This is a genomic window from Candidatus Accumulibacter sp. ACC012, assembly GCF_907163155.1.
GTDB lineage: Bacteria > Pseudomonadota > Gammaproteobacteria > Burkholderiales > Rhodocyclaceae > Accumulibacter > Accumulibacter delftensis.
This window is the reverse complement of sequence record NZ_CAJQUC010000022.1, coordinates 174,065-194,592: the sequence shown is the minus strand read 5'-3', so window position 1 is coordinate 194,592 and position 20,528 is coordinate 174,065. Positions and strand designations below refer to the sequence as shown.

Sequence of the window (20,528 nt, the reverse complement as noted above, 5' to 3'; positions counted from 1 at the left end):
ACGATCGTGCGCGGCGCCTGCAAGAACTGCAGTAGCGCTGGCGTCCCCACGGGGATTCGAACCCCGGTACCTACCGTGAAAGGGTAGTGTCCTAGGCCTCTAGACGATGGGGACCCGGAACTGACATCTTTCGACTCGCTGGTGGAGGTACGCGGGATCGAACCGCGGACCTCTTGCATGCCATGCAAGCGCTCTCCCAGCTGAGCTATACCCCCCGCGAAAGAAGCGCGCATTATAGGGTTCGAGGCCTGCCTTGTAAAGCGCCGTTCATAACCACCGAGTAATTCACCCAGTCGCTCTCTCCGTCGATGCCCTGCAAGCGGCGCAGGTTGCGCGCGCGTAGCTGCTTGCTCAGCGAGCGCGGCCCAATGCGCGCGTCGGAAATATCGATCAGCCCGAATTCCTGATCGGGCGTGTAAACCACGTTGCCGAGATGCAAGGAGCGAAAATACACCCCGGCTTCATGCAAACGAATGATGAAATCCGTGAACGCCGCTTTCAAGCCCGGCTCGATCGCCGGGTCGAGGCCCTCGCGCAGCATTTCACGCAGCGTCTTCCCGGCCAGCGGCTGGTAGTGCACAGCGTCACGCCCAAGCGAAGGAATTCGCCACACAGCGATGATCACCGGCGCCGGAATGTGGCGCTGGTGGAGAGCCTCGGCATGGTCGGCAAAGCGTTGTGCATAGGGCGACCAGGCTGCCGACGAGAACAGGCGCTTGCGGCGAAAAAGCTTGAGGATCGTCCCGTCAGCAAGCCGCAGGACCTTGTCGCCAAAACCGTCTGCCTCAAGAACGGCCGCCCCGGCGCGCATGGCAAGGTAGACGTCGTGCTCCAGTGTCTTCAAGCTGCCTCCGTACTCAAAAGACTCAGAGTCTACCTTTTTCGCCGAAGGCAAGGCAGGATCGCCGCCATCTGATCGAGTCGTGGCCGTTAGAATGCAGTTTTTCTTACCAGCGATGATCACCCGATGAACTTCATGCACGCCCTCAACGCCGCCTGGCAGGACCGCAATAGCCTGCTGTGCGTCGGCCTCGACCCCGACCCAGCGCGCTTCCCGGCCCACTTGCGCGGCCAGCCTGACGCCATTTTCACTTTCTGCAAAGCAATCGTCGACGCCACCGCCGATCTGGTCTGCTCCTTCAAGCCGCAGATCGCCTATTTCGCCGCACAACGCGCCGAAGAACAGCTGCAAGCACTGATCGCCCACATCCACAGCGCTCACCCGACGATACCGGTAATCCTCGATGCCAAGCGCGGCGACATTGGCAGTACCGCCGAGCAATACGCCATCGAAGCCTTCGAACGCTTCAAAGCGGACGCGCTGACGGTCAACCCCTACCTGGGGCGAGACTCCATCGAACCCTATCTGGCTTACGGCGACAAAGGGATTATCCTGCTCTGCCGAACCTCGAACCCCGGCGGCAGCGACCTGCAATTCCTCGACGTCGGTGGCGAAAAGCTCTACGAGCGCCTCGCCCGCATGGTCTGCGGCGACTGGAACCAGAGCGGCCAGTGCGCGCTCGTCGTCGGCGCCACCTTCCCGGGAGAAATCGCTCGCGTCCGCGAGCTCACCGGCAACATGCCCCTGCTCGTGCCGGGAATCGGTGCCCAGGGCGGCGACATCGAAGCCACCGTCCGCGCCGGTTGTACGGCAACTGGCAATGGCCTGCTGATCAACTCCTCGCGCGCCATCCTCTACGCCGGAAAAGGCGAAGACTTCGCCGACGCCGCGCGGCGCGTGGCGGTGGACACTCGCGACGCCATCAATGCCTGTCGCCACCCGGCTTAAAGGCGGCGAGCGGCATCCAAAGCTTCCTTCCTCGGGCGCGCCACGGCCTCCATGACCGGCCGCAAATCGAGCCACCATTGCTCCGTCGGCCGCCGATGCTGCAGATCGACCTCGTCGTGCATGCGCTTGATCGGGGAGATCGTCACTCTGCCTTCGACCAAGCCAATATAGGCCCCGGTCGCAGAACCCCGATCCAGTTCTCGGGTCAGGAAATCGATACAGTGTGCAGCCAGGCGAGTCGCCAGCACACGGTCAAACGGCGAGGGATTGCCGCCCTGCTGAACGTGACCCAGGATCGCCTGACGCACGTCGAAAAGGCCGTGGCCTTCTTCCTCGAACAGCCGGCACATGAAATCGGTGGTGTACTGCGCGTTTGCGCGCTCGTTGCGAATCGTGAGATAGAAACGCCGACCGCCCTGAAAGCCCTCGATCATCCGTTCCACATCGGCTTGCAGGTCCTTGAGGGAAACCCCTTCCTCGGGCAGATAGATGCGCTCAGCGCCGCTTCCAAGACCGCTCATCAGCGCCAGATAGCCGCAATAGCGGCCCATGACTTCGACCACGAAGCAACGCCGAGCGGCCATCGCCGACTGCTTGATCCGGTCGAGGGCCTCAACGATGGCATTGAGCGCGGTGTCGGCGCCTATGCTCAACTCGGAGCCGGGCAGGTTATTGTCGATACTCGCCGGCAGGCAAATGATCGGAATCTTGAAGGCCGGATAGCGCTCCCGCTCGCTGTACAGATTGTGGGCGACCCTGTAGGCCAGCCAGCCACCGATGATCAGCAAACCGTCTATCTGGTGCGTTTCCAGGGCGCGTGCGACTGCGTAGAGCTGTTCGACGGTCGGCGCCTGCCGCGTCGTCCCCAGTTCGGCGCCGCCCATCGCCGCCCACCCTTCGACGTCGCCCCAGCTCAACTCCTCGATCCGGCCGGCAAGCAGACCCTCGAAACTGCCACGTACTCCGAGCATGGTGTGGCCACGATCCAGTCCCAGCCGAACAGCGGCGCGAGCCGCGGTATTCATGCCTGGCGCAAGCCCGCCGCCGTGCAACACGGCGAGCCGGCGCGGGCGCGCCGGCGGTATGACACTCGGCGGCGCGCCGGCCATGGCCTTGAAGGTCTGAAACATCTCGCTGAAACTGCTGCCACGCAACTCCATCGCTTTCGCATAATCATGCTCAGCGATCCTGCGCGCCACGGCGTGAGTTTGCTCGACGCATTCCATCAACGGTGCGTGTCGTACCCGGTTATAGCGCATGCCGACCATCTGCGGTTCGCTGTCCACGGTGGCCGCCAACAGCTCCTGGACGGCGGCATGGCCGACCAGGGTGCTCATGCAACGGTCGAAGGCGCTCGGCTTGCCGCCGCGCTGCACGTGGCCGAGGATGGTCACGCGCGTGTCCTCCCCAAGCCGGTCTTGCAGCACCTGCCGCACCTGGTCGCTGCTGATCCCCTTGCCCTCCTTGTCGCAGGCCCCCTCAGCGACGACGACGATGCTATCGCGCCGACCCGCCGCCCGACCGCTGCGCAGACGCTCGCACATCTCCTGCTGCCAGTCTTCTGGCGGTGCGCTTTCCGGGATCAGGACGTAGTCCGCACCGCCGGCGATGGCGCTCATCAGCGCCAGATAGCCGCAGTGGCGGCCCATCACCTCGACCACGAAGGTGCGCTGGTGGCTGGCGGCGGTGCTGGTAATGGCGTCGATGGCCTCGACGATCCGGTGCAGCGCAGTATCGGCACCAATGGTCATGTCCGTGCCGACCATGTCGTTGTCGATCGAACCCACCAAACCGGTAATCATCAGCGCCGGGTGCCTTTGCGCGGTCAGCGCGTCAATATCGCCGCGCTCGACCAGCTCCGCCAGGAGGCTAGGCCACTCCTGGCGAAACAGGTTGGCACCGGTCAAGCTGCCATCGCCGCCGATCACCACCAGCCGGTCGATCCCGTGCTGGAGCAGGTTTCGGGCGGCAATCAGGCGACCTTCCCGCTCGCGAAACGCTGGGCAGCGGGCCGTCCCGATGATCGTTCCACCGCGGTTCAAAATGCTTCCGACATCATCCCAGGACAGGGAGCGAATGCGCTCACCGCCATCCACCATCCCCTGATAGCCCTCCAGAATGGCGTGCACGCCGACGCCCCGGTTCAGCGCCGAGCGAACCACCGCGCGCACTGCGGCGTTCATGCCTTGGGCATCACCGCCGCTAGTCAGTACGCCAATGGTGCTTGAGAGATTGCTGACCATCGATACGACCTTCCTTCAACTGTTGTTGTGAGAGTCGCCTGCGCGACTCCCCTATCTCGCTTCTCCCCAATGCGCGCGTTGGGGTCAGAGATTGGCCGAACGCCACCAGTTGCTGTGTTCCTTGCGCAGCACCTCGTGCGAGAGCATCGGATAATGGACGAGCTGCTCGCCAATACCCAGATAGAAACCTTCCTTGACCATTCGATAGGGGAACTGAAGCGAGTGCACGCGGTGTACGAGCTTGTTCTGCTTTGACCCTGGCTGCAGTTCCAGCAAGGCCTCGCGCAGGTGCAACAGGAAGGTATAGGGGAGATCGCCTTCCTGGCCGTTCTCCGGATCGCGAGCCAGCGGGCCGAGTCCGAGTTCGACGAAACACATCCCGGGAAAGCTAAAAAACTTCGATGGCTGGGTGGTCACGTCCGCGTAATACTTTGCCGGCTCGAGCACGCTGACCACCAGACTGTTGATCGGTGCCAGATCCTGGAACATGTGCCGTTCCTGGTCCGGCTGAGGCAGCCCGCCCGCACGCTTCAAACCCAGGGTCGCGCCCATCGCGGTGGTCAGGTAGAGCTTGCCGATGGCAGCCATCGATAGATGCTCCATGACCCGATACATCGAGATGTAGACGGAGTTCTTCGGCGTACCATCCGCTTTCGCCAAACAGCGTGCGAATGCGCCGTCGATATCGAAATATTCATGACGGAAGGACGGGTCGATCTCGAAGAACAAGGCCTGCCCCTTCGACTTGAACTTGTGGCCAGTCGCATAGTATTGCCCGAACTGCTCGGGTTCCAGCATCGATGCTATCAATGCTTCGGGAATCAGCGAAAAGTAGAGATGCATGGCCATATTTGAATCCTCCCTGAAATAGTCGAGCTTGTTCGACATTCTTGTTGAGCGCCACGTCGGTGCTACCCCGCGAAGCCCTCCTCCCTGGCCTCCCGCGTAGCACCCACGCGGTGTACGGCTAGGCGGCAGCCTTTTTGGCGAGGATGCGCATGCCGTAGAAGCTGCGAAAGACGAAAACGAGGTTAACAACCAGGAACAGGGCGGCCAGCGCAAATACTACTCCCTGCTGTCCCTGTGCCTGAAGCCCGACCGCCATCTCGACAGCCAGCAGACCAAAAAGCGTGGTGAACTTGATAATCGGGTTCATGGCCACCGAGGCGGTATCCTTGAATGGGTCGCCGACGGTGTCGCCAACCACCGACGCCGTGTGCAGATCAGTCCCCTTGGCGTGCATTTCGGTTTCGACGATCTTCTTGGCATTGTCCCAGGCACCCCCGGCGTTGGCCATGAAGACCGCCTGGTAGAGACCGATGATCGCCAGCGAGATCAGATAGCCAATGAAGAAGAACGGTTCGATGAAGGCGCAGGCCAGGGTCCCGAAAAACACCGCCATGAAAATGTTGAACATCCCCTTCTGGGCATAGATCGTACAGATTTCGACGACCTTCTTGCTGTCCTTGTGCGACGCCTTGACCACTGCATCGAGTCGGATGTGGGTGCTGATGAACTCCACGGCCCGGTAGGCACCGGTCGATACGGCCTGGGTGCTGGCACCGGAAAACCAGAAGATCGTTGCGCCACCAGCGACCAGGCCGAGCAGGAACGGTGGGTGCAACAAAGAGAGCTTGTCGAGGTTTTCCATCAAGCCACCAGTGAGCAGCATGACGATCGAAAAGACCATGGTCGTCGCGCCGACGACGGCGGTGCCGATCAACACCGGTTTTGCGGTGGCCTTGAAAGTGTTGCCAGCCCCATCGTTCTCCTCGAGCAGGAACTTCGCCGCAGCAAAGTCCACATCGACGCCGTAATCCTTCTTGATTTCAGCCGCGACACCGGGAACCTGCTCGATCATCGACAGCTCATAGACCGATTGCGCATTGTCGGTGACCGGACCGTAGCTATCGACAGCAATCGTCACCGGGCCCATTCCCAGGAAGCCGAAGGCGACCAATCCGAAAGAGAAGACCGCAGCCATCATCGCCGCCTTGGCGGAATCGGGATTGATCACCGCTGTCAGCTCGTGCTGCGAGAGAAGGTAGGAAGCGGACATCAGGCCGACGATGATCACGCCGATCCAGAATGCCGAGAAGTAGCCGGCGACAAGGCCGGAGAGGATATTGAGGCTGGCGCCTCCGGCCTCGGAGGCGGTCACCACTTCGCGAACGTGCTTGGAGTTGGTCGAGGTGAATACCTTCACCACCTCCGGAATGATCGCACCCGCCAGCGTGCCGAGGGTGATGATCAGCGAAAGCTGCCACCACAGGTCGGGGTAGGCGGTCCCGTTGGCGCTGAAGTTTCCAATCAGCAGATCGGACACAATGAAGGTGATGATCAGGGAAACTACCGATGTAATCCATACCAGCGAGGTCAGCGGTGCTTCGAAATTGAAGCGTTGTTTTTCGCCATACAGGCGCCGCGCGATCATCTGGTTGCCGACGTATGAAATGCCCGAGGCGACGATCATCATCACCCGCATGGCAAACAGCCACACCAGCAGCTGAACCTGAACGGCAGGTTCCGGCACGGCGAGCATGATGAAGGTGATCAGTGCCACACCGGTGACGCCGTAGGTCTCGAAGCCGTCGGCGGTCGGGCCAACCGAATCGCCGGCGTTGTCGCCGGCACAGTCCGCAATCACACCGGGGTTGCGCGCGTCGTCCTCCTGGATGCCGAATTCTATTTTCATCAAATCGGAACCAATGTCCGCGATCTTGGTGAAGATGCCGCCGGCGATGCGCAGTGCAGCGGCGCCCAGAGACTCACCGATGGCAAATCCGATGAAGCACTTGCCGGCCAGTGAAGCCGGGACGAAGAGCATGATACAAAGCATGATCAGCAACTCGGTCGAGATCAGCAGCATGCCGATGGAGATTCCCGAGGTGATCGGAATCGAATAAATCTGATAGGGCTTCGCCACCAGCGAGGCGAATGCCGTACGGCTGTTGGCTAGAGTATTGATGCGTATGCCGAACCAGGCCACGCCGAAAGAGCCGGCAATACCAATCACCGAAAACGCCAGGATCGTAGCGACGTCGGAAACCGGCAGTTGCTGGACGAAATAAAAATAGCCGATCATGATCACCGCGGTAAGGCCCTGCAAAATCAGCAGAAACTTGCCCTGAGTAATCATGTAAGTCTTGCAGGTTTCGTAGATCAGTTCGCTGATTTCAGCCATCGAGCGATGCACTGGCAGGCTACGAATCCGGCGGTAGATAACGGCACCGAAAAAAAGGCCGCCAATGGCGACCACGAGCCCGTAGGAAAGCAGTGTCGAGCCGGACATCCCACCGAGAAAGCTTACCAGCAAACTATCCGCAAGATCCGGCAGAACCAGGTTGACTTCGGAAACATGGCCCGCCGTGCTTGCGAGAGCTGGCAATGACGTCACGCCAAGAACCAGAAGTGAGGCCAGGACGAGGTAGCGTACGAAACTGGCGCACGGAGGCGGCAGCGGATTTTGCGCGAATGTCATAATTTTGGAGTCCAAATGGAGTAAATATCTTCTCGCTATATCCTTCCAAGTGTCCGATTGGCAGGGCAGGAGGACTCGAGATTCAATACCGCCGCGGCGAGTATCTTCGCCCGCATCAGCCGTGTCAAGCGCATGAAGCGGTGACTAGCGGAGCCTATTTTCGTGAGAAATGCTTGCTTCTGGAAGACAGGCTACGAGCGTCACCTAATTGTTACCACCAAGCTGTTTTCACTGACAAATCAAGGCAATGAGTGCCCTGCGTGGAGACCGGGGTACGCACCTGCTGCTAGTACAAGTGCATGTCGTCGCTCTGGTGAAGCGATTTTTCAGGTGACAATTTGGAATCCGTTTACGCCCCTTTAAAGCTCATCCAGCATATTCGCTGCCAATGCGTCGCCGGCTTGAGAATAGAGGGCTCAGGTGGCCATACTTGGCATGACCGATAGCGGAGCATAATCCATGAAAAATTCAATTCGCATTCTTTCGAATGGGAATCAACTATTTTTCTGTCTGCCAGAATTGCGTCTACCAAAGACGCCATGCATGCACGCTGCTGCGCTCCGGCAAGATCCGGAGAACGACGAAGGTGCTGCGAGAAGAGAGTGGCGAGGTCATCGGAAATTCGCCGTCATCAGGACATCCGTGCGTGACGCGCAGTGTGAGGCTGGCCACAAGCAGCAGCGCTAGACCAGCGGCGAGCTCGTCGCCTTTCCTCGCACCGACACGACAATCTGCAGTGCCGTGCTCCCCCGCCGACAGGCTAACCCAACCAATCGAGAGGCGTAGCTGCCGCTCGCGCCAAAAAAAAAGCCGGGACAGTCTTCCTCCCGGCTCCCTTAATTCCTCCTATCACCACCCACCCCTTCATCCGCAAGGAGAGACGAGAGTTTCGCGAGTCGCTTACGCGATCTTCACATCAACAGCAGCGCTTACAAATTGCAGGAGCGCCACCAGTGGCTGTGGTTCTGTCGCAAGGCCTCATGCGAAGGCATTTCGTAGAAGGCGAGATCAGGGCCGTTACCGACATAAATACCGTTCTTGATCATCCGGTACGGGAACTCAAGTGAGTGCACCCGGTGCACCAGCTTGCTTTGCTTGCCGCTGGGATCTACTTCCAGCAAGGCCTCGCGCAGGTGGTGCACAAACGAGTACGGGAGATCGCCGATGGCACCGGCACCGGGATCCGTCGCTAGTGCGCCCAGGCCCAATTCGACAAAACACAGCCCGGGAAAGCGAATGAACTTGTTCGGCTGGCTGGTAACTTTTTCATAGTAAGTCTGCGGGTCTTGCGCACTGACCACCAGGCTGTTGACCGGTGCCAGGTCCTGATACATGTGCAAACCCTTCCCTTTCTCTGGGAACGCATCGGTGCGGCTCAAGGCGAGGGTCTGGCCGTAGGCGGTGCTCAGGTAGAGCTTGCCAAGAGCGCTGACCGGAATGTGCTCCAGCACCCGGTAGACAGAGATATACACCGAGTTCTTGGGCGTGCCATCGGGGTGCGCAACACAGCGCTCCAAGCCCTCATCGATGTTGAAGAACTCATGACGGAAGTCTGCATCGACCTCGAAAAAAATCGCTTGTCCTTTGGACTTGTAGCTGTGGCCAGTTGAGTAGTATTGCCCGAACTCCTCCGGTTCCAGCATCGAGGCGATCAGGGCTTCGGGAACCAGCGAAAAGTAGAGATGTATCGTCATGATTGTGTACTTTCTCCAAGATGAGATTGTCTGGACAAGGTGCCATCGTCAACAAACCGACGACGCTTACCCTTAGACCAATGCGATTTTCATGCTGCGGCCACGACTCTTGTTTCGGAATTATACGAGGTGTGGCTTACGGCGCCTAGCCGCTTGAAGATACTTTGTTAGTTCGCCGGGTAAGTCTCGAGTCTTACCCATCCGACAATACTCAAACGTCAATATTTCTCGCCGCCAGAGCGTTTGACTCGATGAAGTTACGCCGCGGTTCGACCAACTCACCCATCAAGGTCGTGAAGATCTCGTCGGCACGAATCGCGTCCTCTATCTGAACTTTCAGCAAGCGCCGCACTTTCGGGTCCATGGTCGTTTCCCAAAGCTGATCAGGGTTCATTTCACCAAGCCCTTTGTAGCGCTGCTTGCTGACCGTACGCTCGACTTCATTGAGTAGCCACTTCATCGTTTCGGCAAAACTGCCGACTGCCTGCTGCTTTTCACCGCGGACCACGACGCCCCCAGGGCCAAACAGGCCAGCCAGGAGTTCGGCGGTCTTGCGCAGTTGCGTGTAATCGCCGCTGACCAGGAGATCCTCATCGATGACACCAACTCTGAGATTGCCATGCAGCACCTTTTCGAGGCGTAGTTGCCAGCGCTCCTCGGCGTCATCGTAACGCGCGTAGATCTTGATCCCCAGCTTGTCGCCGACGGCTGCCATCAGAGCCACTGCGGTCGCTGTTGCCGACGCCTCGTCGCTGACGTCAATCTTCAGATTGGCATCGATCAAAGCGTGCAGCACCTCGGGGTTTATCAGGTGCGACAGACGGTTGATGACCGCTTCGGCGAGCAGATACTCGCGCGCCAGCTCTTCCAGAGCAGCCCCGGAAATCTCCAGCGCAGCGCTCTTCGGTGTGAGCACGGAACCCTCCAGCGCCAGAGTAAGCAGAAACTGCTTGAGCGCTTGATCGTCCTTGATGTAGCGCTCGGTCTTGCCGTGCTTGACCTTGTACAGCGGTGGCTGCGCAATGTACATGTGCCCATTCTCGATCAACTCGGGCATCTGACGATAAAAGAAGGTCAGCAGCAGGGTACGAATGTGCGCACCATCGACATCAGCATCGGTCATGATGATCAGGCGGTGATAACGCAGCTTCTCCGGCTTGTACTCATCCTTGCCGATACCGGTGCCAAGCGCGGTTATCAGGGTGACGATCTCTTGCGAAGAAATAAGCTTGTCGAAGCGCGCTTTCTCGACGTTGAGGATCTTTCCCTTCAACGGCAGGATGGCCTGGAACTTTCGGTCGCGACCCTGTTTCGCAGAACCGCCAGCGGAATCTCCTTCGACCAGGTATAGCTCGCAAAGCGCCGGGTCTTTCTCCTGGCAATCGGCTAGCTTGCCGGGCAAGCCGACGCCGTCGAGCAAACCCTTGCGGCGCGTCATCTCCCTGGCTTTTCTGGCTGCGTCGCGAGCCCGCGCCGCTTCGACGATTTTGCCGGTAATCACCTTGGCGTCAAGCGGCCGCTCCTGAAGAAACTCGCTCAGCTTGGCCGCCACCACCTCTTCGACCGCCGGCCGCGCTTCCGATGAAACCAGTTTCATCTTCGTCTGCGAAGCAAACTTCGGATCGGGCATTTTCACCGACAGCACGCAGGCCAGGCCTTCACGCATATCGTCGCCGGCGATATCGACCTTGGCCTTCTTGGCAATCTCGTTTTCTTCGATATAGCGATTGATGACCCGCGTCATCGCCGCCCGCAGACCGGTCATGTGCGTTCCACCGTCAGCCTGCGGGATGTTGTTGGTGAAGCACAGAACCTGTTCGGCGTAGCTGTCGTTCCATTGCATGGCCACTTCGACGCTGATCGGGCCATTGGCACTCAGCGATTCCCCTTCGGCATGGAAAATATTCGGATGCAGTACCGACTTGCTGCGATTGATGTATTCGACGAAACCCTGAACACCGCCCAGAAAAGCAAAGTCTTCTTCCTTGCCGTTGCGCTGATCGATCAGGCGGATCTTCACGCCATTGTTGAGGAACGACAGCTCGCGCAAACGCTTGGCTATGATTTCGTAGTGAAACTCGACCTCGCCGAAGATCTCCTCGTCGGCCATGAAGTGCAGTTCGGTGCCACGTTTCTCTGTGTGGCCAAGGATCCTCGTCGGTGATACCTCCACTCCCCGTTGCATTTCGAGTGGACGGTCGACGACCTTGCCACGGTTGAACTCGATGAAATGCTTCTGACCATCTCGGCGGATGGTCAACCGCAGCCACTTGGACAAGGCGTTAACGCAGGAAACGCCAACTCCGTGCAAACCTCCAGAAACCTTGTACGAATTCTGGTTGAACTTGCCACCCGCGTGCAGCACGCACATCACGATCTCCGCGGCCGACCGCTTCGGCTCGTTACGGTCATCGAACTTGACACCGGTCGGGATTCCACGCCCGTTGTCGGTCACCGAAATCGAATTATCAGCATGAATGGTAATGACAATGTCGTCACAGTGACCGGCCAGCGCCTCGTCAATGGCATTATCGACGACCTCGAAAACCATGTGGTGCAAACCCGTCCCATCAGAGGTGTCACCGATGTACATCCCCGGGCGCTTGCGCACCGCCTCCAGGCCTTCCAGCTGCAGGATGCTCGTTTCGTCGTAGGCGGGTTGCTCGTTTTCTTCACTCATTCTTTGATCCAAACTATCTGTCGTCGGTTTAAGCACTGGTGTTGCTGTTCGGCCCGCGCATCCCCTCAGATGCGCATTGGCATAACCACGTAGCGGAATCGCGCGTTGCCAGGAATGGTCAACAGCGCACTTGAATTAGCGTCGTTGAAGCCCCATTCGATGGTTTCCTCCGAGCGGTTGTTCAACACGTCGAGCAGGTAGGCGACATTAAAACCGACGTCGAGTGCTTCTCCATCGTACTCGACTTCGATCTCTTCCAGCGCTTCTTCCTGCTCGGCGTTGGCAGCCATGATCTTGAGTGAGCCCTCCGCAAGCATCAGACGAACGCCGCGGAATTTCTCATTGGTCAGAATCGCCGCCCTGACCATCGACTGCAGCAAGAGCGTGCGACTGACCGAAACGACGTTCCTCAGGCTCGCCGGAATGACTCGCTCGTAGTCCGGGAAGCGACCGTCGATCAGCTTTGAGATCAAGCTAATATGGCCGAACTGGAAACGAATCTGGTTCGGCAGCATCTCGATCGAAAGCGCCTCGTCGCTATCAACGAGCAGTCTGTTCAGTTCGATCACCGTCTTGCGCGGCAGAATCAATTCCAGGCGCGCGGCACCTTCGGCCCGCAAGGCTTGGGGAGCGTCTTCGAGCGGCATGCTGGCGTAGGCCAGACGATGTCCATCCGTGGCCACGGCGCGCAGCTCGCTGCCATCAAAGAGCAGCAGAAGCCCGTTCAGGTAGTAGCGTACGTCCTGCGTCGCCATCGCGTACTGCGTTTGCGCCAGCAAGCTGCGGAACGCCTTCTGCTCGACAGTGAAACGCTTGACTTCGCCCTCGGCCACCGCCAGGCACGGAAAGTCATCAGCCGGCAAGGTCTGCAGACTGAACCGACTCTTGCCAGCCTTTACCTGCAGGCGCCGGTCATCCAGAACCAGGCTCACTTCGGCGGCTTCTGGCAAGGAACGCAGAATCTCCTGCAGCTTTCTCGCGCCGACCGTCACCGCGCCATCGCCATCACCGGTCGCATCGTTGCTCGAACTGGTGATCTGGATTTCTATATCGGTGGCCAGAAGGGTCAACACATCGCCCCGCTTTTCGAGCAAGACGTTCGACAGGATGGGCAAGGTGTGACGCTTCTCAACTATCCCCGAAACGGCCTGCAACGGTGCCAGCAGAGTGTCGCGTCTTGTTTTAATAAGAAGCATATATATAAATCCTATAAAGACTATAGTCGGAACAAGTCTGTTGATAGTTCGCTATTTACGCTTATATTCAGAGACTTGCGTCTATTTCTAGAGCTGAAAAAAGCCTGTCTTCGCCTGTGGGCCAAATCTAACAATTTATCCACAGGGTCCTTCTGTTCCCTTTATCCACTATCTGTCGGCATTTTTTCCACGAACTTCTACATCTCACTACATGCTTCGCCCTAGCTCTTGAGGACCTGCTGCAGCACGTGCACATCATGGTTGAGTTCGTTGTCCTTGGTGCGCAGATCATCGATCGTTCGTACCGCGTGCAGCACGGTGGTGTGGTCGCGACCGCCGAAGGCGCCACCGATGGCCGGGTAGCTCATCGTGGTCAGATTTTTGGCCAGCCACATGGCGATCTGCCGTGGTCGGACGATCACTCGTGTCCGCTTTTTTGAGAACAGGTCCGCCACCTTGATCTTGTAGTAGTCGGCAACCGTCTTCTGGATGTTGTCGACAGTGATCTGGCGGTTGACTGCGCCAATTACGTCCTTGAGCGCTTCCTTGGCTAGGTCCAGCGAGATCAGGAGGCCGTGGAACGCCGAGTAGGCGAGCACTTTTTTGAGTGCGCCCTCAAGCTCGCGGACGTTGGAGCGTAGATGTTTGGCTATGTAGAATGCCACCTCGTCGTCGAGGGCGACCCCATCCCCTTCCGCCTTCTTCTTGAGGATCGCCACCCGCATCTCCGTTTCCGGCGGCTCGATCTGTACGGTCAAGCCCCAATCGAAGCGTGTGATCAACCTATCCTCAAGGCCAGAAATGTTCTTCGGATAGGTGTCACAGCTGATCACGATCTGCTTGCGCGTTTCGCTCAGCGCGTTGTAAACGTAAAAGAATTCTTCCTGGGTCCGATTCTTGCCGTTGAAGAACTGGACATCGTCGAGCAGCAGTACATCAAGCGAGCGGTAGTAGCGTTTGAAGACGTCGAAGGACTTCTGCTGGTACGCGCGCACGACATCCGAATAATAGTCCTCGGCATGGACGTAACGAACGACGCTTTCGGGATAGTTATCGAGAATGTGATTGCCGATGGCGTGGATCAGGTGCGTCTTACCGAGACCGGCACCCCCATAAATGAAAAGCGGGTTGTAGGTTGTCTCGCCAGGGTTGATTGAAACCTGTCGCGAAGCGGCGCGCGCCAGATCGTTGGCTTTGCCGACGATCAGGTTCTCAAAGGTAAAGGTCTTGATCAAGCGCGTTTTTTCGTAGGCTGTACGGTCTCTCGCGGCGAGCGAGGTGCTGCTGATGGCGGCTGCCGTTCCTGCAGCCGTCGAGCGGCTATCAACCCGTGGCGAAGTGCTGTTTGTCCCCGGCGCTTGCTGCCGTGGCGGTGCGACGCGCTCACCGAGGCTCAAGACGATGTTGACCGGCATCGAAAAGTGCTCGCACGCCAACTCTTCGATCCGTGCCAGATAGCGTTCCTTGACCCACTTGAGAATAAAACCGTTGGGCGCCAGGAGCCGCAAGCCACGCGCGCAGTCATCCTCCCCTTGCATAACGAGGGGACGGATCCAGGTACTGAATTGCTGAGGCGGAAGTTCCTGCTCGAACTGGCTCAGACAGGCGGACCAGAAGCTAACCATCAATAGTCATGTACTGACATTCCGAAGTGTTGGGCCGACGCAGAAACGTAACGGCGACCGTTCGCCATGACAAGACAGCTTGGAAATCATCGAGATGGACCACAATCCCCGCCTGCTGCAGGCTATCCCCCTGGTGCTGGTAAGGAAGACCGGCTGCTGACCCTCTACGCTTCGCAATTGTTATCTTGTCACGAGCGTTCAAACGACAATTTTAACCCGTCAGACCGAAGTTATCCACAGCTTCATTGAAAATATGGCCTTGACAAGCTTTACCCTCAGGTTGTCTAATTACCCGTTCACTTCGCTATGACTTCAAGGGTTTAACCATGAAACGCACTTATCAACCGTCGGTGGTTCGTCGCAAGCGCACGCACGGCTTCCTCGTCCGCATGTCCACCCGTGGCGGTCGCGCCGTCATTCGTGCCCGTCGCGCCAAAGGTCGTCATCGTCTTGCCGTTTGAACGGCAGCGCTGATTCAGCTGATTCAGCTGATTCCGTCGGCAATCTTTCGTTTGCCGCCGCAGCTTTTCCAAAGCACTACCGCCTGTTGAAAACGGATGAGTACTCATCCGTTTTTGGTTTCCGGAAGGCGCTGAAAAGCCAGCATTTTCTGCTACATTACCGCCCTCGTGACGCAGACGACATAGCCGGAGCCAGGCTTGGCTTGGTCGTCGCCAAGCGCTTTCTGCGCCGATCGGTTGATCGCAATCTGGTCAAGCGACTGGCACGAGAGCATTTCCGCTTGCTGCGTGCCCGTCTTCGCTGCAACGATTTCGTGCTGCGCTTGGCGGCCAAGCCGAAAGCAGTTGAACGCCAAGCTTTGGCGCTGGAAATCCAGCGCCTGCTGAGCAAGATGACCTCACCTCGATGATGGGCCGATGAAACAGTTGTTGCTCGCGCTGATAGCCTTTTACCGTTACGCGATCAGTCCCTTTCTCGGGAGTCGTTGCCGCTTCTTCCCAAGCTGTTCCGAGTACGCGGCCGAAGCCCTTGAAAAACATGGCACCGGCAAGGGAGTACGCCTTGCCCTGCAGAGAATTTTCCGCTGTCATCCGTGGAATCCGGGTGGTTTTGACCCCGTACCCTGAACATCAATCGAATCGTATAGGCTTTCATGGATAACCGACGCCTGCTCCTGTTGCTGGTCTTCTCCTTTTCGCTGGTCATGCTCTGGGATGCGTGGCAGAAATACAATCAGCCTCCACCAGTCGCACCCATAGCGACAGCCGGGGCAGTGGCTCCCGGATCGACGGCAGACCCGGCAGCGCCGCAGCCATCGGCAAGCCTGCATTCGCCGGTGCCGACGGTACCCGGCGCCGCCGCCGTTCCGTTTATGCCAACGGGTGAGACGGTGACCATCAGGACCGACCTTTTTGTCGCCGAGATCTCGGCAGAGGGAGGTGATATCGTTCGCCTGACCCTGGACGAATACAAGGACACGGAGAGCAAGAGCAAGGATTTCGCTCTTTTCGACCGACGTCACCAGTATGCCGCGCAAAGTGGCTTGATCGGCGAAGGCTTGCCAAGCCACAAGACCGTCTTCTCGGTCGTCCCCGGTGACCGAGAACTCAGCGGCGAGGCCAAGACGCTGCAGCTGCGCCTCGAGGCAGCGCCCAGCAATGGTGTCAAGGTAACAAAAATCTATACTTTTACCCGCGGCAGCTATCTGATCGATGTCGGCTACGAAATCGACAATGGTGGCGAGAAGCAGGTCGCGGCGCACGCTTACTATCAACTCCAGCGCGATACGGCGCCACCTGAAGGCGAGAGCCGGATGGTGATGACCTTCACCGGGCCCGCCGTCTATACCGAGCAGGAGAAGTTCCAGAAAGTCGATTTCTCCGCTGTCGAAGCGGGCAAAGCCAAGTTTGTCACGCAGGCCGACAACGGCTGGATCGCCATGATCCAGCACTATTTTGTCGCTGCCTGGGTACCACCGGAGAAGCTCGCCCGCGAGTACTACATGCGCAAGCTGGACAGCGCCACTAGCCCGGCGATAACCGCTGGAGTGATTGTCCCGGTACCGGTCGCCGCGCCCGGCGCCAAGGTGGTTTTTTCTGTTCCGCTCTATGCGGGTCCGCAACTGCAAAGCAAGCTCGACCATCTGGCATTGCCCACGTCTGAAGGTGGAATTGGTGCACAGGGTTTGCCATTGGTCGTTGACTACGGCTGGCTGACGATCATCGCCGCGCCGATCTTCTGGTGTCTGCAGGCGATTCACAAAGTGGTCGGCAACTGGGGCTGGGCGATCGTCCTGCTTACCGTCGGTATCAAGTTGCTGTTCTTTCCGCTATCGGCAGCCAGCTACAAGTCGATGGCCAAGATGCGCAACGTGACACCGCTTCTGGTCAAGCTCAAGGAGCGCCACGCTGGTGATCGACAGAAGCTCAACCAGGAAATGATGGAGCTCTACAAACGCGAAAAAATAAATCCGCTCGGTGGCTGCCTGCCGATTGTGGTGCAGATCCCCGTCTTTATCGCTCTCTACTGGGCCCTACTGGGTGCCGTCGAAATTCGTGATGCGCCGTGGATCCTCTGGATCACCGACTTGTCGGCGAGCGATCCGTATTACGTCCTGCCGGTCATCATGGTCGTGACGATGCTCATCCAGACCCGGCTTAATCCGACGCCGCCGGATCCGATTCAAGCCAAAGTGATGATGATGATGCCGTTCATCTTCGGCGCCATGTTTTTCTTCTTTCCGGCCGGTCTGGTGCTCTATTGGGTGGTCAACAATACCCTGTCGATTGCCCAGCAATGGCAGATCACGCGGATGATGGCAGGTGGCGCGAAAGCCGCCAACGATCCAAAAGTCTGAGCCGGGAAAAACGGCAGCGACCATAGCCGCCATCGCGACCGCCCCTGGTCGTGGTGGAATCGGCATCGTCCGCGTCTCAGGAGCGAAGCTCCTCGACTTCGCCGCGGCACTCAGCGGCAAGCGGCCTGCCGCTCGCCTGGCGACGCTCGCTGCTTTCAGGGCCGGCGACGGCAGCGTCATCGACACTGGCCTGCTGCTCTACTTTCCCGGACCGAATTCCTTTACCGGCGAAGAAGTTCTCGAACTGCACGGCCACGGTGGGCCGGTGGTCATGCAGATGCTCCTGGCGCGCTGCCTCGAACTCGGCGCACTCCTGGCCGAGCCAGGCGAGTTCACTCGCCGCGCCTACCTCAATGGCAAGCTCGATCTGGCACAAGCTGAAGCGGTCATTGATCTGATCGACGCGGCAACCGCCGCTGCCGCGCGCAGCGCCGTGCGCTCGCTGCAGGGCGAGTTCTCGCACGAAATCAATTCCTTGCTGGAGCAGCTGATCGAACTGCGCGCGCTAGTCGAGGCGACCCTCGATTTTCCGGAAGAGGAAGTCGATTTCCTCGAAGCCGCCGATGCCTTCGGCCGTCTCGATCGCCTGCGACAGCGCCTGGCACTGGTCTTCAACCGTGCCCAGCAGGGTCGTCTGCTGCAGGGTGGTCTACACGTCGTCCTCGCCGGCCAGCCAAACGTTGGCAAGTCAAGCCTGCTCAATCGTCTTGCCGGCGACGACTTGGCGATCGTTACGGCTTTGCCGGGAACCACTCGCGATGTCGTGCGCGGCACCCTGCAGCTCGAAGGCATCCCGCTGCACGTGATTGATACTGCGGGCCTGCGTGAAACCGAAGACCCGATCGAGCAGATCGGTATCGAACGTAGTTGGCGCGAGATCGAACGCGCCGACGTCGTCGTCTTGCTGGTAGACGCGCGCAGCGGCGTTGCTGACGCCGACCGCGCCATTCTGGCGCAACTGCCCGGCCACCTTGCCCGGGTAACGGTGCATAACAAGATCGATCTTGCTGGCCGCGGCGCGGCCGCTATCGAAGACGCCGATGGTGTGGTCATTGCCCTTTCGGCCAAATCGGGCGAAGGCCTAGAACTCCTGCGCCGGGCCTTGCTGCACATTGCCGGCTGGCATCCGGCTGAAGACGTTTTCATCGCTCGCGAACGGCACTTGGGTGCCTTGAGCGAAACACGCTGGCGCATCGAGCAAGCGCAGGCGCAACTACCCCGGCTGGAGCTGTTCGCAGAAGAACTGCGTCTTGCACAACTGGCGCTGGCGACGATTACTGGCGAGTTCAGTGCCGACGACCTGCTCGGCGAGATCTTCGGGCGTTTCTGTATCGGCAAATAAGGGCGTTGCTGACCTTCCTGCCGTCGACTGCGCTGCTCACGTCACCACAAAGGATTTCAAGGAATGAATTGGGACCCCGAGCAATATCTCAAATTCGTCGAAGCACGGCGGCGACCGGCACTTGATCTGATCGCCCGGCTTGGCACCATCGGCCCCAAGAATGTCCTTGACCTCGGCTGCGGCGCCGGCAACATCACCCGCTTGCTCGCCGAACATTGGCCACAGGCCGTGATCGTCGGCGTGGACAAGGACGCGGCTATGCTCCGTAAAGCCGCATCGACCGCCTCGCCGATCGACTGGCAGCAGTGCGATATTGTCGACTGGCGGCCAAGGCTTGCGCCTGATCTTATTTTCTCGAACGCTGCGCTGCATTGGCTTGGCGATCATCCGCAGCTGCTGCCCGGGCTGATCGCGCAGCTCGCCGAGGGTGGCGTGCTGGCCGTGCAGATGCCCTCGAACTTTGCTGCACCGTCGCATCAGATTCTGCGCAAGCTGGCTGACGATGATCGCTGGCAACAGTCGCTAGCCGGCATAGCGCTGGGGAAGGTCCTTTCTCCGGCCGAATACCACCGCCTGTTGTCGCCGCTTTGTCGTCATCTGGAGATCTGGGAGACCATCTACTGGCAGGTGCTCAGCGGTGACGACGCAATCATCGAATGGATGAAGGGAACGACCTTGCTTCCCTATCTCGCGCGCCTCGACGCAGTCGCCAAAGAAGAGTTTTTGGCCGCCTATCGCGCACCGCTGGCGGTGGTCTATCCGCGCGGCAGTGATGGTCATACCCTGTTCCCCTTCAAGCGGCTCTTCTTCGTGGCGCAGCGCTGAATGGAATTCACCGCCGCCGAACTATCCATTTTTCTTGCCCTGGGGACGGCCGCGCTGTTTGCCGGCTTCATCGACGCGGTCGTTGGCGGGGGCGGCCTGATCCAGATTCCGGCGTTGTTCACCACCTTGCCGAATGAAATTCCTGCGACCTTGTTTGGCACCAACAAGTTCGCCAGCGTCTTCGGCACCAGCAATGCCGCCTGGCGCTACGCGCGCCGGGTCAACATGCCCTGGCGCACGACCCTGCCGGCGGCGCTGGCGGCGTTTGCTTTCTCCTATCTCGGCGCGGCGGCGGTCGCCTGGATGCCACCGGAACTGCTGCGGCCGTTGATCCTCTTGTTGCTCATCGGCGCGGCCGTCTATACCTTTGTGCGTAGCGACTTTGGTGCCATTCACCGGCCGCAACACACCGGTCGCCGTGAATTGATCTACGCGCTGATCGTTGGCGGCGCAATCGGCTTTTATGATGGCTTCTTCGGGCCGGGTACCGGCAGTTTCCTGATTTTTCTCTTTATTCGCTTCTTCGGTTTTGATTTCCTGCACGCTTCGGCGGCGTCGAAAGTGGTGAACGTCGCCACCAACCTCGCGGCGTTGGGCTACTTTCTCCCCAACGGCCATATACTGCTGGGTCTGGCGATTCTGATGGCCAGTTGCAACATCCTCGGTTCATTGATCGGCACCCATCTTGCGCTGCGGCACGGCAGTGGCTTCGTTCGGAAGGTGTTTTTGTGCGTTGTCAGCCTGTTTATCATCAAATTCGCCCACGATACCTTCGCTTGAGCTTGTCTTGCCGGTTGGTCCGGCGCTGGTCGCCGTACAGTTAGGCAGTCGCCAT

Annotated in this window: 16 protein-coding genes and 2 tRNA genes; 8 read left to right on the top strand and 10 right to left on the bottom strand. The window is 59.0% G+C overall.

The window, feature by feature from the left end:
- Window positions 1–38 precede the first annotated feature (38 nt).
- The 3 genes from QZ648_RS21710 to QZ648_RS21700 form a co-directional block, all read right to left on the bottom strand.
- A tRNA-Glu gene (locus tag QZ648_RS21710) sits at window positions 39–114 on the bottom strand.
- Between the two features lie 25 nt (window positions 115–139).
- Window positions 140–215, bottom strand: a tRNA-Ala gene (locus tag QZ648_RS21705).
- Between the two features lie 17 nt (window positions 216–232).
- Window positions 233–844 (bottom strand): toluene tolerance protein, encoded by a 612-nt coding sequence (locus QZ648_RS21700; protein WP_248595184.1) that lies wholly within the window; start codon window positions 842–844, stop codon window positions 233–235.
- A 123-nt stretch (window positions 845–967) separates the two neighbouring features.
- On the opposite strand from QZ648_RS21700, the gene pyrF reads away from it, so the two are divergent.
- The gene (gene pyrF / locus QZ648_RS21695; RefSeq protein WP_291998272.1) at window positions 968–1,789 is read left to right on the top strand and encodes an orotidine-5'-phosphate decarboxylase; all 822 of its coding nucleotides are present in this window, start codon (window positions 968–970) and stop codon (window positions 1,787–1,789) included.
- Here pyrF and QZ648_RS21690 read toward each other — a convergent pair.
- From QZ648_RS21690 to dnaA, 7 genes are all read right to left on the bottom strand, one after another.
- Window positions 1,786–4,032 (bottom strand): 6-phosphofructokinase, encoded by a 2,247-nt coding sequence (locus QZ648_RS21690; RefSeq protein WP_291998271.1) that lies wholly within the window; start codon window positions 4,030–4,032, stop codon window positions 1,786–1,788. The two genes, pyrF and QZ648_RS21690, sit on opposite strands and share 4 nt — an antisense overlap.
- An 84-nt stretch (window positions 4,033–4,116) precedes the next feature.
- Window positions 4,117–4,881 (bottom strand): hypothetical protein, encoded by a 765-nt coding sequence (locus tag QZ648_RS21685; protein ID WP_291998270.1) that lies wholly within the window; start codon window positions 4,879–4,881, stop codon window positions 4,117–4,119.
- Between the two features lie 118 nt (window positions 4,882–4,999).
- Complete coding sequence (locus QZ648_RS21680; protein ID WP_291998269.1) at window positions 5,000–7,513, bottom strand: sodium-translocating pyrophosphatase; 2,514 nt, start codon at window positions 7,511–7,513, stop codon at window positions 5,000–5,002.
- Between the two features lie 929 nt (window positions 7,514–8,442).
- Complete coding sequence (locus QZ648_RS21675) at window positions 8,443–9,207, bottom strand: hypothetical protein (RefSeq protein WP_291998268.1); 765 nt, start codon at window positions 9,205–9,207, stop codon at window positions 8,443–8,445.
- Between the two features lie 211 nt (window positions 9,208–9,418).
- A complete protein-coding gene (gyrB, locus tag QZ648_RS21670) occupies window positions 9,419–11,887 on the bottom strand; it encodes a DNA topoisomerase (ATP-hydrolyzing) subunit B (RefSeq protein WP_169065012.1) in 2,469 nt (822 codons plus the stop codon).
- Window positions 11,888–11,952: 65 nt separating this feature from the next.
- Complete coding sequence (dnaN, locus tag QZ648_RS21665) at window positions 11,953–13,083, bottom strand: DNA polymerase III subunit beta (protein ID WP_169065011.1); 1,131 nt, start codon at window positions 13,081–13,083, stop codon at window positions 11,953–11,955.
- A 221-nt stretch (window positions 13,084–13,304) separates the two neighbouring features.
- Complete coding sequence (gene dnaA, locus QZ648_RS21660) at window positions 13,305–14,708, bottom strand: chromosomal replication initiator protein DnaA (protein WP_291998267.1); 1,404 nt, start codon at window positions 14,706–14,708, stop codon at window positions 13,305–13,307.
- A 326-nt stretch (window positions 14,709–15,034) separates the two neighbouring features.
- Here dnaA and rpmH point away from each other — a divergent pair, with 326 nt between their 5' ends.
- The 7 genes from rpmH to QZ648_RS21625 all read left to right on the top strand — a co-directional run bounded on the left by rpmH (window position 15,035) and on the right by QZ648_RS21625 (window position 20,473).
- The gene (rpmH, locus tag QZ648_RS21655; protein ID WP_081444259.1) at window positions 15,035–15,169 is read left to right on the top strand and encodes a 50S ribosomal protein L34; all 135 of its coding nucleotides are present in this window, start codon (window positions 15,035–15,037) and stop codon (window positions 15,167–15,169) included.
- A complete protein-coding gene (gene rnpA / locus QZ648_RS21650; protein ID WP_169065010.1) occupies window positions 15,166–15,579 on the top strand; it encodes a ribonuclease P protein component in 414 nt (137 codons plus the stop codon). The genes rpmH and rnpA overlap by 4 nt, the downstream gene beginning before the upstream one ends.
- Before the next feature lie 7 nt (window positions 15,580–15,586).
- Window positions 15,587–15,796, top strand: a complete 210-nt coding sequence (yidD, locus tag QZ648_RS21645; protein ID WP_169065009.1) for a membrane protein insertion efficiency factor YidD — start codon at window positions 15,587–15,589, stop codon at window positions 15,794–15,796.
- A gap of 26 nt (window positions 15,797–15,822) precedes the next feature.
- Window positions 15,823–17,526 (top strand): membrane protein insertase YidC, encoded by a 1,704-nt coding sequence (yidC, locus tag QZ648_RS21640; RefSeq protein ID WP_169065008.1) that lies wholly within the window; start codon window positions 15,823–15,825, stop codon window positions 17,524–17,526.
- Window positions 17,492–18,868: a tRNA uridine-5-carboxymethylaminomethyl(34) synthesis GTPase MnmE gene (gene mnmE / locus QZ648_RS21635; RefSeq protein ID WP_291998266.1), complete on the top strand. Its 1,377-nt coding sequence runs from the start codon at window positions 17,492–17,494 to the stop codon at window positions 18,866–18,868. Before yidC ends, mnmE begins: the two co-directional genes overlap by 35 nt.
- Before the next feature lie 63 nt (window positions 18,869–18,931).
- Window positions 18,932–19,693, top strand: coding sequence for a methyltransferase domain-containing protein (locus QZ648_RS21630; RefSeq protein ID WP_169065006.1), 762 nt, complete (start codon window positions 18,932–18,934; stop codon window positions 19,691–19,693).
- On the top strand, window positions 19,694–20,473 hold the full coding sequence (locus QZ648_RS21625; RefSeq protein ID WP_169065005.1) for a TSUP family transporter: 780 nt from the start codon (window positions 19,694–19,696) through the stop codon (window positions 20,471–20,473).
- Window positions 20,474–20,528 lie beyond the last annotated feature (55 nt).

Excerpts from the sequence above, each read along its gene's own strand:
- pyrF (WP_291998272.1), top strand. The coding sequence starts at position 968 with ATGAACTTCATGCACGCCCTCAACGCCGCCTGGCAGGACCGCAATAGC.
- QZ648_RS21690 (WP_291998271.1), bottom strand. The coding sequence starts at position 4,032 with ATGGTCAGCAATCTCTCAAGCACCATTGGCGTACTGACTAGCGGCGGT.
- QZ648_RS21685 (WP_291998270.1), bottom strand. The coding sequence starts at position 4,881 with ATGGCCATGCATCTCTACTTTTCGCTGATTCCCGAAGCATTGATAGCA.
- QZ648_RS21680 (WP_291998269.1), bottom strand. The coding sequence starts at position 7,513 with ATGACATTCGCGCAAAATCCGCTGCCGCCTCCGTGCGCCAGTTTCGTA.
- QZ648_RS21675 (WP_291998268.1), bottom strand. The coding sequence starts at position 9,207 with ATGACGATACATCTCTACTTTTCGCTGGTTCCCGAAGCCCTGATCGCC.
- gyrB (WP_169065012.1), bottom strand. The coding sequence starts at position 11,887 with ATGAGTGAAGAAAACGAGCAACCCGCCTACGACGAAACGAGCATCCTG.
- dnaN (WP_169065011.1), bottom strand. The coding sequence starts at position 13,083 with ATGCTTCTTATTAAAACAAGACGCGACACTCTGCTGGCACCGTTGCAG.
- dnaA (WP_291998267.1), bottom strand. The coding sequence starts at position 14,708 with ATGGTTAGCTTCTGGTCCGCCTGTCTGAGCCAGTTCGAGCAGGAACTT.
- rpmH (WP_081444259.1), top strand. The coding sequence starts at position 15,035 with ATGAAACGCACTTATCAACCGTCGGTGGTTCGTCGCAAGCGCACGCAC.
- yidD (WP_169065009.1), top strand. The coding sequence starts at position 15,587 with ATGAAACAGTTGTTGCTCGCGCTGATAGCCTTTTACCGTTACGCGATC.
- yidC (WP_169065008.1), top strand. The coding sequence starts at position 15,823 with ATGGATAACCGACGCCTGCTCCTGTTGCTGGTCTTCTCCTTTTCGCTG.
- QZ648_RS21630 (WP_169065006.1), top strand. The coding sequence starts at position 18,932 with ATGAATTGGGACCCCGAGCAATATCTCAAATTCGTCGAAGCACGGCGG.
- QZ648_RS21625 (WP_169065005.1), top strand. The coding sequence starts at position 19,694 with ATGGAATTCACCGCCGCCGAACTATCCATTTTTCTTGCCCTGGGGACG.